At 47.1% G+C, this 14,067-nt stretch carries 13 protein-coding genes and 1 other annotated feature; of the genes, 1 reads left to right on the top strand and 12 read right to left on the bottom strand.

Translation table 11 applies throughout. The annotated features are described in order from the left end of the window. Position 1: 1 nt before the first annotated feature. The 10 genes from minC to ACXN9U_RS01935 form a co-directional block, all read right to left on the bottom strand. Positions 2–682, bottom strand: a complete 681-nt coding sequence (gene minC, locus ACXN9U_RS01980; RefSeq protein WP_060964646.1) for a septum site-determining protein MinC — start codon at positions 680–682, stop codon at positions 2–4. A 53-nt stretch (positions 683–735) separates the two neighbouring features. Next, positions 736–1,254 carry a rod shape-determining protein MreD gene (gene mreD, locus ACXN9U_RS01975; RefSeq protein ID WP_489202122.1) on the bottom strand — a complete coding sequence of 173 codons (519 nt, stop codon included), beginning with the start codon at positions 1,252–1,254 and terminating at the stop codon, positions 736–738. Continuing rightward, positions 1,251–2,114: a rod shape-determining protein MreC gene (gene mreC / locus ACXN9U_RS01970; protein WP_007408166.1), complete on the bottom strand. Its 864-nt coding sequence runs from the start codon at positions 2,112–2,114 to the stop codon at positions 1,251–1,253. The genes mreD and mreC overlap by 4 nt, the downstream gene beginning before the upstream one ends. A gap of 30 nt (positions 2,115–2,144) precedes the next feature. After that, positions 2,145–3,158, bottom strand: a complete 1,014-nt coding sequence (mreB, locus tag ACXN9U_RS01965; protein WP_003152647.1) for a cell shape-determining protein MreB — start codon at positions 3,156–3,158, stop codon at positions 2,145–2,147. A gap of 91 nt (positions 3,159–3,249) precedes the next feature. Next, the gene (gene radC / locus ACXN9U_RS01960; RefSeq protein WP_489202121.1) at positions 3,250–3,945 is read right to left on the bottom strand and encodes a RadC family protein; all 696 of its coding nucleotides are present in this window, start codon (positions 3,943–3,945) and stop codon (positions 3,250–3,252) included. Between the two features lie 31 nt (positions 3,946–3,976). Continuing rightward, positions 3,977–4,546: a Maf family protein gene (locus ACXN9U_RS01955; RefSeq protein ID WP_060964644.1), complete on the bottom strand. Its 570-nt coding sequence runs from the start codon at positions 4,544–4,546 to the stop codon at positions 3,977–3,979. A 143-nt stretch (positions 4,547–4,689) separates the two neighbouring features. Beyond that, positions 4,690–5,691, bottom strand: a complete 1,002-nt coding sequence (locus tag ACXN9U_RS01950; protein ID WP_224988709.1) for an SPOR domain-containing protein — start codon at positions 5,689–5,691, stop codon at positions 4,690–4,692. 126 nt (positions 5,692–5,817) lie between these two features. Beyond that, positions 5,818–6,570: a prepilin peptidase gene (locus tag ACXN9U_RS01945; RefSeq protein ID WP_489202120.1), complete on the bottom strand. Its 753-nt coding sequence runs from the start codon at positions 6,568–6,570 to the stop codon at positions 5,818–5,820. Between the two features lie 139 nt (positions 6,571–6,709). Further along, positions 6,710–8,002 (bottom strand): bifunctional folylpolyglutamate synthase/dihydrofolate synthase, encoded by a 1,293-nt coding sequence (locus tag ACXN9U_RS01940; protein WP_489202119.1) that lies wholly within the window; start codon positions 8,000–8,002, stop codon positions 6,710–6,712. 58 nt (positions 8,003–8,060) lie between these two features. Then, positions 8,061–10,703: a valine--tRNA ligase gene (locus tag ACXN9U_RS01935; protein WP_489202118.1), complete on the bottom strand. Its 2,643-nt coding sequence runs from the start codon at positions 10,701–10,703 to the stop codon at positions 8,061–8,063. Between the two features lie 58 nt (positions 10,704–10,761). Then, positions 10,762–10,983 (bottom strand) — a binding site (T-box leader). Positions 10,984–11,154: 171 nt separating this feature from the next. Here ACXN9U_RS01935 and ACXN9U_RS01930 point away from each other — a divergent pair. Beyond that, a complete protein-coding gene (locus ACXN9U_RS01930; protein WP_045926471.1) occupies positions 11,155–11,346 on the top strand; it encodes a hypothetical protein in 192 nt (63 codons plus the stop codon). A gap of 14 nt (positions 11,347–11,360) precedes the next feature. Here the strand turns inward: ACXN9U_RS01930 and ysxE are convergent, their stop codons facing one another. Then, on the bottom strand, positions 11,361–12,383 hold the full coding sequence (ysxE, locus tag ACXN9U_RS01925) for a spore coat protein YsxE (RefSeq protein WP_489202479.1): 1,023 nt from the start codon (positions 12,381–12,383) through the stop codon (positions 11,361–11,363). Positions 12,384–12,416: 33 nt separating this feature from the next. Then, complete coding sequence (locus ACXN9U_RS01920) at positions 12,417–14,006, bottom strand: LysM peptidoglycan-binding domain-containing protein (protein WP_060964639.1); 1,590 nt, start codon at positions 14,004–14,006, stop codon at positions 12,417–12,419. Between the last annotated feature and the right edge of the window lie 61 nt (positions 14,007–14,067).

Below are 14,067 nucleotides of genomic sequence, written 5' to 3'. Positions count from 1 at the left end.
TTCACATTCCTCCCTCAAGCCTTGTTAGATCAGGTCTTAAATGAGCCAATTGTTGAAGGCGTTCAATGACCATATTTCCGTCAGTATCTAAATAAGCACATTCCATGTCGTTCCCTTTTTGAATGTGGTCTGGGGAGCGATTTAACACATGATTGATCCTCAATTGTGTCGGCATCATTTCGGATGCGGCGATCACAGCCCGGTTATTTCCGTTATAACCCGCATGGGCAATCCCTTTTAATGAACCGAGAACAAATATATTTCCTCCGGCTTTGATCGTACCGCCGGGATTCACATCTCCGATTAAAAGCAAATCTCCCGTTACGTGAAGCACCTGACCTGAACGGACGATTTTAGAAACAGAAACAATTTCCTGCTCCTCTTTCATCCGCTGCGCTTCTTCTTTGGCGATGACTTCACTGTCAATTGAATGCACGACTAAATCTTTCTTTGACGCGATCAGATCAGTCAGCTGCTCTGCCTGTTCCTGATACAGATACCGATGCCCGAGTTTGATATGAACACTGATTTTTTGGCCTTTGCCATCAGTATATTGTTCAATCGACAGCATATTTTGAAGACCATCGAGAAGCTGATCAAAAGAACACGCATCATCCAGATGCAATGTTAAGCCGTTTTTTGTTCCTTTTATTGTTACATATTGCTGCTTTTTGGTCTTCATCAATGTTCACCTCAACAACATACTCTTTTCGTCAAAAAAAGATAAAATCCTTTTTACTCATCTCTTAATTCTTTCTTCAGACTTATATAAAACAGCATAAAGGGCAGGACTAATATAATGGCTCCCGCAATATTCAGCACAGCGGTCGGCAAAAACCGCTGAATGACAAAATCGTTAAACGTCATTGCGCCGCTGCGGATTAACGTCTGAATGCCGTAAACGTAAAATTCAAGCAAACATACGCTCAGCACAGCGACCAGAATGACCATCAGGGCATTTGTCTGCAGCACTTTAAACGCTTTGGCCGCCAGGTAGCATAAACCGGCAAAACCAAACATATAAACGCCTAAAACACCCGTATAATTGATGTCATAAAGAAGTCCGAAAATGAGACCGTAGATCACCGCATGCTTTTGGTTGACATAAGCGGACATAAAAATCAGCGCAAGCAAAAGAAAATGCGGAACGACCTGCTGCTCGTCGGAAACGAAAGGAAAATGCACCAGATCTGTATAGATGCTTTCCGCACAAAAGACCAAAATCATAATCAAAGGGAGAAGGAAACGTTTCACGATCCTTCCTCCCCTGTTGCTACGCTTCGGTTGACAACGATGACATGGTCAAGATCATACAGATCGGCAGCCGGTTTCACGTAAGCGATTTTCGTCAGGCCGTAAGCATCTGATTCGACATCGGTTACTTCGCCGACCGTCAGCCCTTGAGGAAATACGCCGCCCGTTCCGGAGGTCTCCACAAGGTCGCCTTTTTTCACTTCGCGTTTTTCATCCGGTTCAAGGATAGTCATTTTCAGGGTCTGTTTCTTTTTATCATACCCCTCAATTAAACCGTAGCCTTTGCTTCCCTTTTTACCGGAGATTTTGGTGGCCACTCTGTTATTGCGGTCAACATCGCTCAGCAGCTGAACGGCGGATGTGAAACTGTTAAGTCCGCTGCTTTTGATCTTCCCGACAAGCGCACCCTTTTCGTTTGTGACCGCCATGTCCTTGGCCACTTTCTGCTTCGTTCCCTTATTGATCATGATCTGCTTGTACCATTGATCAGGATTTCTGGCGATAACGGTCGCTAAAATCGGATCATAGTCGGAAATCGATTTGACATGCCCGAGTTCATCACGCAGCTTCTTGTTTTCATCTTTGAGTTCTTGGAGCTTCGCTTCATATTGTGTCTGTCCGTCCAGCTTTTGTCTTAAGCGTTCGTTTTCTTTGTACGTGTTTTTCAGGTCTTTTATGTCCCCGAAGAACCCTGCAAAATATTCGGCAGGCGTGTGAAAAATATTTTGAAATACTCCCGTCGTATCACCGATCAGCTTTTCAGGCCAGGTGGTATTACGGCCGTTCTTCAGCGAGAATCCAATCATAGCCACCAATATGATAATACACAGAAGTAATAGCATTAACCGTTTGTTCGGCATCGTGATACACCTCTTCTATTTAACTCCTGATTATCTTGTTTTTCCTTTGAAAAGATGGATGTGCTCCAGTGCTTTTCCAGTGCCGATCGCAACACAATCCAGCGGATCTTCAGCGATGAGTACAGGCATTTTCGTTTCGTCGCTGATGACTTTATCGAGATTGCGGAGCAGGGCGCCTCCCCCGGTTAACACAATACCTCTGTCCATAATGTCAGCGGCCAGCTCAGGCGGTGTTTTTTCAAGCGTGCTCTTCACCGCGTCAACGATTGAAAGAACTGTATCACGCAGGGCATTTGCAATTTCCGTTCCCGTGATTTCGATCGTTTTCGGCAGACCTGTCAGAAGGTCGCGGCCGCGGATTTCCATTGACGCATTTTCTTCACCGGTTTCTGCTGAACCGATTTCCATTTTAATGGCTTCCGCTGTACGGTCACCGATCATCAGATTATATGTTTTTCTGATATAGCTGATGATTGAGTCGTCCATTTCGTCACCGGCTACGCGGATTGACTGAGACGTGACAATGCCTCCTAAAGAAATGATCGCCACTTCAGTTGTTCCGCCGCCGATATCAACGACCATGCTGCCCGTAGGCTCCCATACAGGAAGATTCGCGCCGATTGCTGCCGCAAACGGTTCTTCAATCGGATAAGCGTCGCGTGCGCCCGCTTGTCTTGTCGCGTCAATGACCGCCCGTTCTTCAACGGCAGTAATACCTGACGGCACACACACCATAACGTACGGCTTTCTCGCAAATAACCCTTTATTTTTCACAGCCTGATTAATGTAGTATTTCATCATTGTCGCAGTTGTTTCATAATCAGCGATAACGCCGTCTTTCATCGGACGGAGCGCAACCACGTTGCCCGGAGTTCTTCCGATCATGTTTTTTGCATCGTTACCGACCGCCACGATCGATTTCGTATCCGTTTGCAGAGCAACAACTGACGGCTCTCTCACTACAATTCCTTTACCTTTAACAAACACAAGCGTATTCGCAGTTCCCAAATCTATACCAAGGTCTCTTGTACCAATTCCGAACATATGTATGTATCTTCCTTTCTTAAAGCAAAAATACCCTAAAGGGAAAAACTCATAAAATCTATTATATCTTAAATCAACGAAAAAAAAAGTGTTACAAATATCCTTTTTCCTTTAAACTCACAAATTTTTTGTCACCAATGACCAAATGATCGAGCAGCTCGATGCCGATTAGATTTCCGCACTCAAAAAGCCGCCTGGTTACTTCTATATCTTCCCTGCTCGGTGTAGGATCTCCTGAAGGATGATTGTGAACGCAAATGAAGGACGCGGCGGATCGTTTGAAAGCTTCTTTAAACACCTCCCGCGGGTGGACAATAGATGAATTCAGACTTCCGATAAAAACGGTGCGTTTATGAATGACTTGATTTTTAGTATTTAAATATAAACAGACAAAATGCTCCTGGGATAAAAAGCGCATGTCCTCCATCACATACTTCGCCCCGTCTTCGGGAGAACGGATGACCCGGTGCTCCCCGGCGGCAGTCTTATGAATACGGCTGCCCAGCTCAATTGCGGCAAGAATCTGAACGGCCTTCACCGTGCCGATTCCGGGAATGCTGGAAAGCTCCTGGGCAGAGGCGCCTTTTAACAGGCGCAGCCCGTCAAACGTCCGCAGCAGCCGGTGAGATAGGTTCATGACGGACTCGTGTTTCGTTCCCGTCCGCAGCAGGATGGCAAGCAGTTCATTGTTAGACAGATGTTCGGCTCCGAAGTGCAGAAGCCGCTCTCTCGGTTTTTCATTTTTGGGGAAATCTCTTAATTTTAACGGCAGATCACGGATGATCAACCCCTCCTTGTTCCCCTTCCCGGTTTGAACATCAAGCTTTTATATTAAATTCTTTCAGGGCTCTCATTGTTTTAGCGACAGGAAGCCCGACGACAGAATAGAAATCACCGTCTATTTTTTTCACTAAAAGCGCGCCTTTTCCTTGGATGCCGTATGCACCTGCTTTATCCATCGGTTCTTTAGTTTCAATGTAGAGCTGTATTTCGTCTTCACTGAGCGGCCAAAACGTGACTTCCGTCGTGTCACAGAACGTTTCTTTCCGGTCATGCGTCTGAATGCTGACCGCCGTAATGACTTGATGGCTTCGGCCGGAAAGCCTCCGCAGCATGCGTGCCGCTTCTTCTCTGTCACGCGGTTTGCCGAGGCACTCGCCGTCTATGCACACCATCGTGTCAGCGCCGATAACGGCTGCATCGGGATTTTCGGCCAATACAACACCGGCTTTTTGCTCGGCCAAACATTGGACGTTTTCTTCCGGCGAAAGGTTTCGATTTAATTTTTCATCTGTGCGGCTCGCAATAATGCTGTAAGGAATCTGAAGAAGATTAAGGAGTTCTTTTCTTCGCGGAGATTGTGATGCGAGTATTAAGCGTTTTGTCATGCTTGTCATCCTTTCAGGGTTTGCTTAAGAAAAAAAGATACTTGTCTATCCTACCAAATCAAACGGGCAACCACAATTTCAGAAAAATAACTTTTTGATGACAAAATAAAAAATCCCGCCGGATGACGGGAATTGAGAGATTATTATTTCACAACGCTTAGAAGCTTTTTTTGGGCTTTCCAGCCGGATTCGGAACCGGACGTTTCCAGTTCTTTCAGCGCTTGAAGCACGGCCTCTTTCTGCTTTTTGTCAGCGGCGTCTGCGCCGTCTGCGGCTTTCGCTGCTTCAGCCACATCCGCTTTTGAAATGTCTTTGCCCGTAATCGCTTTGGCCGAGAGCTCAGATGCTTGTTTAAAAGAGCCTTCCAACCCTGAATCGACCGCAAAGCTGAGCTCTTTTCCGCCCCAAGCCTCAAAATCATGGTCTATCAGCGTCTGGCCCAATTGCTGTGATAAGCTTTTTTCCGCTGCAAGACCGGCGATCACGTATGTGTACCCGTCTTCTTTTGCCAGAGAGACAGCCGAGTATCCTTTTTCAGTCAGCTGGTCAACAAGCGTTTGCGCTCCTTTTTCTGATGAAAATTTTCCGGCCTGCACCGCAAATGTTTTATAGTTTCCGTCTGACTGTTCCGCGTTTCCTGTGCCATTTGTTTCTGATTTGTCTTTTGAAACGTCTCCCGCTTTCACCGTCTGTCCTTGTGAACCTTTGTCAGCGGATGCGGGGGCGGAGGCTTCTTTACTTCCCGACATATTTAAGGCGACAAGGCCGAGGCCGGTGCCTAAAACAGCCGCAACAGCAATTGTCGTGACCGCTTTTTTTACTGGAGAAGACGGCTGCTTCTTTTTCGGAAAATGAGGACCCGTGTTTTTCTTCTGGTATGGCGGGACGACTTTCGGATCGTCTTCAAATACCTCATGATTCTTCTCATCATCCCAATTGAAGTCTTCTTCTTTCGGATCTTCATGAGATGCTGCAATCTCCTGCTCCGCCTTCTTTGTTTCTTCCCAATTTGAAAATGTGACGGTTTTCTCCCCGCCTTCATTCACATCTTCTTGTCCATACATCGTTTCTTCTTTTCCGTTAATCGTTACTTTAAGGGCATCGTTTTTGGCTTTGCTGTTCTTTTTGCTTTTCCTTTTTTTCAACGTCTCTTCCCCCTTGCATTCGTCTTGGCCGTACCTTGAACTGATCATGGTTCACACTTTAGCATAGGCGTAAAAAAAAAGAACAAGACTTTTGTCGTCTTGTCCAAAAAACGTTCGCCAAATTTTTCAAGCCCCGCCTGAAGCGAGTGTGATGTAAAACGCGAACAGCTCTTCACCGTAAAAGTAACTTACAGCGCTCCCGGCTGCGATGGCCGGCGCAAACGGGAAAGGCTGCTTTTTACCAAGCCTGCCTCCCGCTGCGGCGCACATACCGTATACGGCTCCGATTATAACGGAAAGAAAGAATGCAATAAGGACAAGCTTCACGCCGAGCGCAAGTCCGATCACTCCAAACAGCTTCACATCACCTGCGCCGATGCCTCCTTTACTGACAAACATGATAAAAACAAGCAGAGCAAATCCGCAAACAGCTCCGGCAACCCCCGCATACCATGAATCCAGCGGAGAAAAAATACGGCCGACGATAAAAAGCGGAAGAAAAAACAGCAGAACTTTGTCAGGAATCAGCATATATTGCAGATCCGTCACAGTCACAATCATCAGCAGAGACAAAAATAACAGCGCGATTAGCAGCTCTTTTGAGAAACCGAAATGGATACCGGCAGCCGTGAATAAACATGCCGTCCAGCATTCCGCCGCCGGATACATCACTGACAGCTTCTCACGGCAGTGTCTGCATCTCCCTCTTTGCAAGATATAGGAAACAACGGGCACAAGCTCCCCCCAAGAGAGCGGCAAGCCGCAGAACGAACAGGATGAGCGCGGCGAAATAACCGAGATTCGAAGCGGAATACGGCATGCGACTGTATAAAAAAAAGAACCGAAAATCAGACCGAGAACAAACAGAATGAAAAGCACTCAGACCACACCTTTTCTATCAATCTGGCTCAGATTGTAGCATAGAAAAATACCATGCCTGAAATGGCTGAAAATGTGTTTTCCTCATAAAAACACCCGGCAAAACCGTAAAATGGCTTGCCGGGTGTTCCAGGGGCTGTCAGATCAGCCGCTTTCTCATTTCGGAAATAAAGTATAAGGAACCGGTAATGATGATGACATCATCCGCTCCGTCTTTTTGTTCTATCCACTCTTTCACACTGTCCGGATTCTCATCAAAGCTCTTATCCGCAAGACTGCTTGCATTGTAAAGGTCTTCGGCGCTTGCGGCACGCGGAAAGTCAAATGACGCAAAATGAATGGAATCCGCTTCGGTTTCAAGCTTTTTAATCATTTCCTGATACGGTTTGTCTTTTAAAGCGCTGAATACGACATGGACGTTTTTATCGGCAAATCGCTGCCTGATCGTTTCTGTCAGCGTATTAACGCCTTCTTCATTATGGGCGCCGTCCGCAAACACTAAAGGGCGGCTTTGAAGCCGTTCAAACCGGCCCGGCCATGAAGCTTTTTTCAGACCGTTTCGCAATGCTTCTTCAGAAATGGCTGTGATTTTCAGGCGATTCAGCCATTCAGCAGCCAATATCGCCAAGGCCGCATTCTGCCTTTGATGAATGCCGATCAGCGACGTTTGAACGTCCTCATAACATTTCGTTTCCGTTTCCAGCGAGAAGCTTTCGCCGGACGGAAGCGCCGCACCATTAAACAGTCTGCATGTTTTATATAGCGACTGGCACGGAGCCTGCTTTTCTTCGGCCTCCGCTTCAATAACGCCGAGTGCTTCCGGCTGATTGACACCTGTAATGACCGGAATGGCTTTTTTAATAATACCGGCTTTCTGCCCGGCGATCTCCTCGATGGTATTGCCTAAAATCGCCATATGGTCATGTCCGATGCTTGTAATGACCGACAAAAGCGGTTTCACAATATTGGTTGAATCGAATGTGCCGCCGAGCCCCGCTTCAAAAATGACAAAATCGATATCATCCCGCTTCGCAAAATATAAAAATGAACACGCTGTAATGATTTCAAATTCTGTCACCGTTCCGGCATCGGTTTTATCAATCTCATCGACTATCGGTTTGATTTCATTAACGAGCGCTCTCCATTCCTCATCAGAAATCGGCGTGCCGTTTACGCTGATACGCTCATTGAACGTAATGATGTAGGGAGATGTGAATGTGCCGACCGTATAACCGGCTTCTTGAAGCACGGAACGGATAAAAGAGACGGTGGAGCCTTTGCCGTTTGTGCCCGCCACATGAATGGCGCGAATATTCTTTTCCGGATGTTCTAATTTTTCCATCAGCCTTTCCATACGGAGAAGGCCAGGCTTAACGCCGAACTTGAGTCTGCCGTGAATCCAGCTGATCGCTTCTTTGTACGTATTAAACAATGAAATCCCCTCTTTTATACAACAAGGCGGTTTCTTAGGAAACCGCCCCGCTGTTTTATCAGCCTTTCAGCTCTGCGATCCGCTGCCGGACAGCTTCGCGTTTTGCCGTGTAGTCTTTCTCTTTTGCGCGTTCTTCTTCAATGACTTGCTCAGGAGCTTTTTTGATGAATCCTTCGTTGCCGAGTTTTTTCTGAACGCGTTCGACTTCTTTTGTCAGCTTGTCGAATTCTTTTTGCAGACGGGCGATTTCCTCATCGATGTTAATCAGCCCTTCAAGCGGCAGAATCACTTCCGCTCCGGTGACGACCGCTGTCATCGCTTTGTCTGCCGCGGTGATATCCGTCCCGATTTTCAGCGTGCTCGGATTCGTGAAACGCTCAACGTAAGAACGGTTCTTCTCAAGGCGTCCGGCAATTTCTTCCGTAGATGTTTTAATGTAAAGTTCAACCTGTTTGCTCATCGGTGTGTTAACTTCGCTTCGGATATTGCGGACAGAACGGATTAATTCAACAAGCAGTTTCATATCCGCCGCTGCCTCTTTGTCCGTATGTTCTGCTACCGGAACAGGCCAAGAACTGATCGTGATTGACTCGCCTTCATGAGGAAGGTGCTGCCAGATCTCCTCTGTTAAGAACGGCATAAACGGGTGCAGAAGACGCATCGTCTGGTCAAGCACGTAAGCAAGAACAGAGCGGGTTGTTTTCTTCGCCGCTTCATCTTCCCCGTACAGCGGAAGCTTCGCCATTTCGATATACCAGTCGCACACATCATCCCAGATAAAGTTGTACAGATGGCGTCCGACTTCACCGAATTCATAACGATCCGCAAGCTGGGTAACGTCTTCAATCGTTTCATTCAGTCTTGTAAGAATCCACTTATCAGCAACTGATTTTTCACCGGACAGATCAAGTTCGTCATACGTCATGCCGTCCATGTTCATTAAAGCAAAACGGGAAGCGTTCCAAATTTTATTTGCGAAATTCCATGTGGATTCCACTTTTTCATAGCTGAAACGGAGATCCTGTCCAGGTGAGCTTCCGGTTGCCAGGAAATAGCGCAGTGAATCTGCTCCGTACTTGTCGATGACATCCATCGGATCAACGCCGTTCCCAAGGGATTTACTCATTTTTCTGCCCTGCTCGTCACGGATTAAGCCGTGGATCAGCACGTCTTTGAACGGGCGCTCGCCGGTAAACTCAAGACCTTGGAAAATCATCCGGGATACCCAGAAGAAGATGATGTCATACCCTGTCACAAGCACATCGGTTGAGTAATAACGCTTAAAGTCTTCAGCATTTTCATCAGGCCAGCCCATTGTAGAAAACGGCCACAGCGCGGAGCTGAACCATGTATCAAGCACGTCTGAATCCTGTTCCCAATTTTCGCTGTCCTCAGGCGCTTCAAGGCCGACATACACTTCTTTTGTTTCTTTATGATACCAAGCCGGAATGCGGTGGCCCCACCAAAGCTGACGGGAAATACACCAATCACGGATGTTTTCCATCCAGTGCAGGTACGTTTTCTCGAAACGGTCAGGAACGAAGTGAACTTTCTCTTCTTTCGACTGAAGGTCCACCGCCGCATCGGCCAGCGGCTGCATTTTGACAAACCATTGTGTGGACAGGTACGGCTCAACAACGGCGCCGCTTCTCTCACTGTGTCCGACTGAATGCATATGGTCTTCGATTTTAAAGAGAACGCCTGTCTCCTGAAGGTCTTTGACGAGTTTTTTGCGGCATTCAAACCGGTCCATGCCGTTATATTGCAGCGCTTTTTCATTCATTGTACCGTCTTCGTTCATGACGAGAATCCGTTCTAAATTGTGGCGGTTTCCGAGTTCAAAGTCATTCGGGTCATGGGCAGGCGTGATTTTAACGGCTCCTGATCCGAATTCCATGTCAACGTAATCATCGCCGACGATCGGAATTTCGCGGTTTGTAATCGGCAGAATCACCGTTTTGCCGATTAAGTGCTTGTAGCGCTCATCTTCAGGATGAACCGCGACAGCCGTGTCGCCAAGCATCGTTTCCGGACGGGTGGTCGCGATTTCAATTGAGCCTGAACCGTCTGCTAACGGATAGCGCAAATGATAAAACGCGCCCTGTACGTCTTTGTAAATCACTTCAATATCGGACAAAGCCGTTTTTGTGGCAGGGTCCCAGTTGATGATATATTCGCCTCTGTAAATCAAACCTTTTTCGTACAATTTGACGAATACTTCACGCACGGCTTTGTTCAGCCCTTCATCAAGAGTGAAACGTTCGCGCGAATAATCGAGCCCGAGCCCCATTTTGGCCCATTGGCTGCGGATGAAATCAGCGTACTCTTCCTTCCACTTCCACGTTTCTTCAAGAAACTTTTCGCGGCCAAGGTCATAACGGCTTGTACCCTGTTCGCGGAGTTTCGCTTCGACTTTTGCCTGAGTGGCAATCCCGGCGTGATCCATACCCGGAAGCCAGAGCACGTCATAGCCCTGCATGCGTTTCATACGCGTAACGATATCTTGCAGCGTCGTATCCCACGCATGACCGAGGTGCAGCCTGCCCGTCACGTTCGGCGGCGGAATGACGACAGAATACGGCTGTTTCGTTTGATCGCCGCCCGCTTCAAAATATTTTCCTTTCAGCCAAAAATCATAGCGGCCTTTTTCAATCGCAGACGGATCATATTTTGTCGGCATTGTTTGTTCGTTTGTATCCATGATAACCCTCCAGCATGTTTAGAAATGGCTGAGCAACTAAAAAAGAGCCTTCATCCTGATAAAGGACGAAAAGCTCTTTCGCGGTACCACCTTTTTTCATGAACAGATTTGTTCATGCACTTAAACGGATAACGGGTGCGGCCCGAATTTCTCTACTGTATGTTCAAGAAATTATGCTCCCGGGCGACCTTCCAATGAGACGGCATAAGAAGCCTTTCAGCACAATAGCTTCTCTCTCTTCATGCGTCTTTCTTGTACTCTTCCCGTTCAAAGCAGGTGTATTTATATCAGCTCATGATCTTATTTATTATGTTCTTTATTATAGTAAAAGTGTTTTTGTTTCGTCAATCATCTTTTCCAAAAACCGCTGCCGTCATACATAAATGGGCATGCACCCCGCCCTTTCCCTCACATACGATACAAAGAAAGGCGAATGTAAGGAGGAATTGCCGTGAGAAAAAAATTCAATTCTTATTCGCTCCCCCCGTGGGCCAGACAGGTCCGCCTTGTATCAGCGCAAGTCATTATACCGATTACGATCTTTCAGGGGATCAGGACGATTTTCTTTCCGACGACTTTTGACGTCCTGCTGCTTGCCATCCTGCTGTTTTTAGCGTGCGCCCTGCATTTGGAATGGATATAAAAAAACGAGTCCCGCTATGAAGAGGACTCGTTTTCCGCCTTTCTTTTTTTCTCCTGCTCAATCTGATACACCTTCATGAGAAAAGGTTCAACATTTTTCATCTGCCAAAACGCTCTTAATAACTGCGTGCACTCTTCTTTCTCAGAACCCCTTTGGGCGGTTTGATACCGTTTCAGCACTTTGTACATGCCGCTCGGATAAGCCATATAGCTGAGAAACAGGCTGATTTCCGCTTCACGGAGGGGGAATGATTTGTGATACGTATAAAACCATTCAAGGCACTCCGGACACGCTTTCGGATAGCTTCTGAACATTCTGGAGTAAAAGCCGAGCAGATCATTTTGCGGAGGTCCGAGCCCGGCTTTCTCGAAATTTGTAAAAAAGCCCGTTCCCACATCATTATATAGAAAATGGCGGCTCGATAAGCTGCCGTGATTGATCACCGCTCTCGTTTTGTCATGATCCTTTGCCGCGTCAAACCATTCTTCCAGACGTTCAAGAGCAAAATTAACGGCTGAAACCGTTTCTGTAAGATACGTAACAGCCTGCAATTCAAAAGGAGAAAGGTACCACTCTTTTTCCGCCCGGTCGGCAAATTGTTCATAGACGAGCTTATCATTTTCCCAATCTCTTTTCGTCAGTTCATAAAAGCTGCTGATATCTTCAGTCCGGATTTGGATGTCCCGCACGGTCGCGGAATGGAGCTTCGCCACCTCTTTAAAAAGGTAAACATGTTTTTGATCCCGTTCTTCTTCCTGATCGTACTGAAGCCAGGGCATTAAATAATAAGACGCCTCCGTCCGGCTTCCCGCAAAAAAATCGCCTGCATGCGTGCGGTAGATCGGCACAAATGAACGGTAGCCTTTCTCCTCAATCTCAATCATATAGTCCGTAAATTCACTGCTGCGGGCCGGCTTGAGCTGTTTCAAAGCAAAAATGCCGTGGTTTGAGTAGACTTTCCATACATGCGGGCTGACAGGCTCAATATACTCGGCCTCCAGCCCGTATTCCTGAAGCACTGATTGGACTGCTTCCATTCCATTCACCACATTTTTACGGCCTCTTTGTGCTTACGCATGGCTGTTATTATATTCAGGTATATACAGAAGCTGACCTTCTTCCAGTTCGTCATCAAACGATAAAGCATTCGTTCTGATGAGCTGCTGGGATGTGATGTCATATCGTTCACACACCCGGTCGATTGTATCTTCCTGCTGCACGATGCAGATTTTCATTCTAGAAAACTTTTCTTCTTCTCTTGTAAATAATTTCGTCAAATAATGAGAGTTGTCATTTTCCTTCTGCTCCGTTTTCGATGCCGCTTCTTGATTCTCTCTTTCTGATTTAAGCGGCTCAGACGGCTCAGGTGCCGCTGGTTCCTCAGGAGGCAGTTTGGAAAACTGAAAGGACAAATCAAGAGGCTCCCCGGTTTCCTCCTCCGGCTGCGCCATCTTCCTCACCTCAACTTCAAATCCTTCATCAGCCTGAGCTTCTTCCTCAAGAAACTTAGGTGCGCTGTAAAATGCCTCTTCCCGCGGTTCCGGAACGAACTCGCGATAAGGGGGCGCCTGCTCTTCTTCAAAAACCGCAGGCTCATCTTCGGCTTCTTCCGCCTCCTCTTGATCACTCTGACGGAGAAGCGGTTCGGCCTCAGGCTGCTCTTCTTTTTGAAGGACGGGCTGTTCCTCAATCTCTGCTTTATCGGCATGCGGGGTCAGAGTAAAAGCAGGGGAAACCGGTTCAACATCATCTGCTGTTTCTTCAAGCATTTCCGCTGAATCATCCTCAGATACAGGTTCATTCCTCTCAGCCGCCATGATTGCAGGCTCCTCAAGCTCCTCAGCTTCTTCCGGCTCTTCCGGCTCTTCCGGCTCTTCCGGCTCTTCTTCCTCCAGGATGGCAGCGGGAGGGGGAGGCTCAGTATATGAGACAGGTTCCGGCACCTCTTCCAGCCTCAGAACAGGGGCAGTTTCTTCAGTTTCCTCAGCCTCCTCTTCTTCTTCCTCTTCCTCCTGCCTGAATATAGGCGGAGTCTCTTCCTCATTCTCCCCGGCTTCTTGCGCCGCTTCTTCTGATACAGCCAGGGGTTCTTCAGCTTCAGGCAGAGGTTCTTCAGGCCTCTGGCGTATCACTAATTCAGGTTCGTTGTCTTCCTCAGAGCGATGGTCAGCAAGATTGATCATTTCTTCTCTGGCAAATTCAGGCGCCACATACAGAGGGATCTCCGGCTCTTTTGGCTCGGATTCCTCAAGCAGCCCTTCAATTGCCAAATCAGCCTGAATGGTTAAAATCCTTGAATCCGTTAGCTGATAATCAAAGGCATCAATAAAAACGAAAACGTCATTGAGGTGGCTCACTTTATTTTTCGGAATCGTGATGTCCACCGGGAAGCAATGAAGGAGCTCGGCCGTGCCATCCTCCCTCGCCCTCACTTCCTCTACATGTCTCAGCTCTCTTCCAAGCTCTTCGAATTGACTGCTGTGATCTATGTTGTACTCGCCAGTAAGTTCTAATGATCCTTTAATTGAGACATAATCATTTACTTCCTGCACCCTGATATCAGGGTCTAATGAAATCGAAAGTAATTCAGAAACTTCCTGTCCTTTTTGGAAACAGATTGATTCTTCAACAGAAAATTGCAACCGGTGATTATGCGGCAAGTTCATATCCTCCTTTCATCTAATCCTTACAATTAGATGTCACTAAAGGTGTATGCCGCAA

The organism is Bacillus sp. BACIII (genome assembly GCF_057836745.1).
This window is presented reverse-complemented; position numbering and strand designations above follow the sequence as displayed.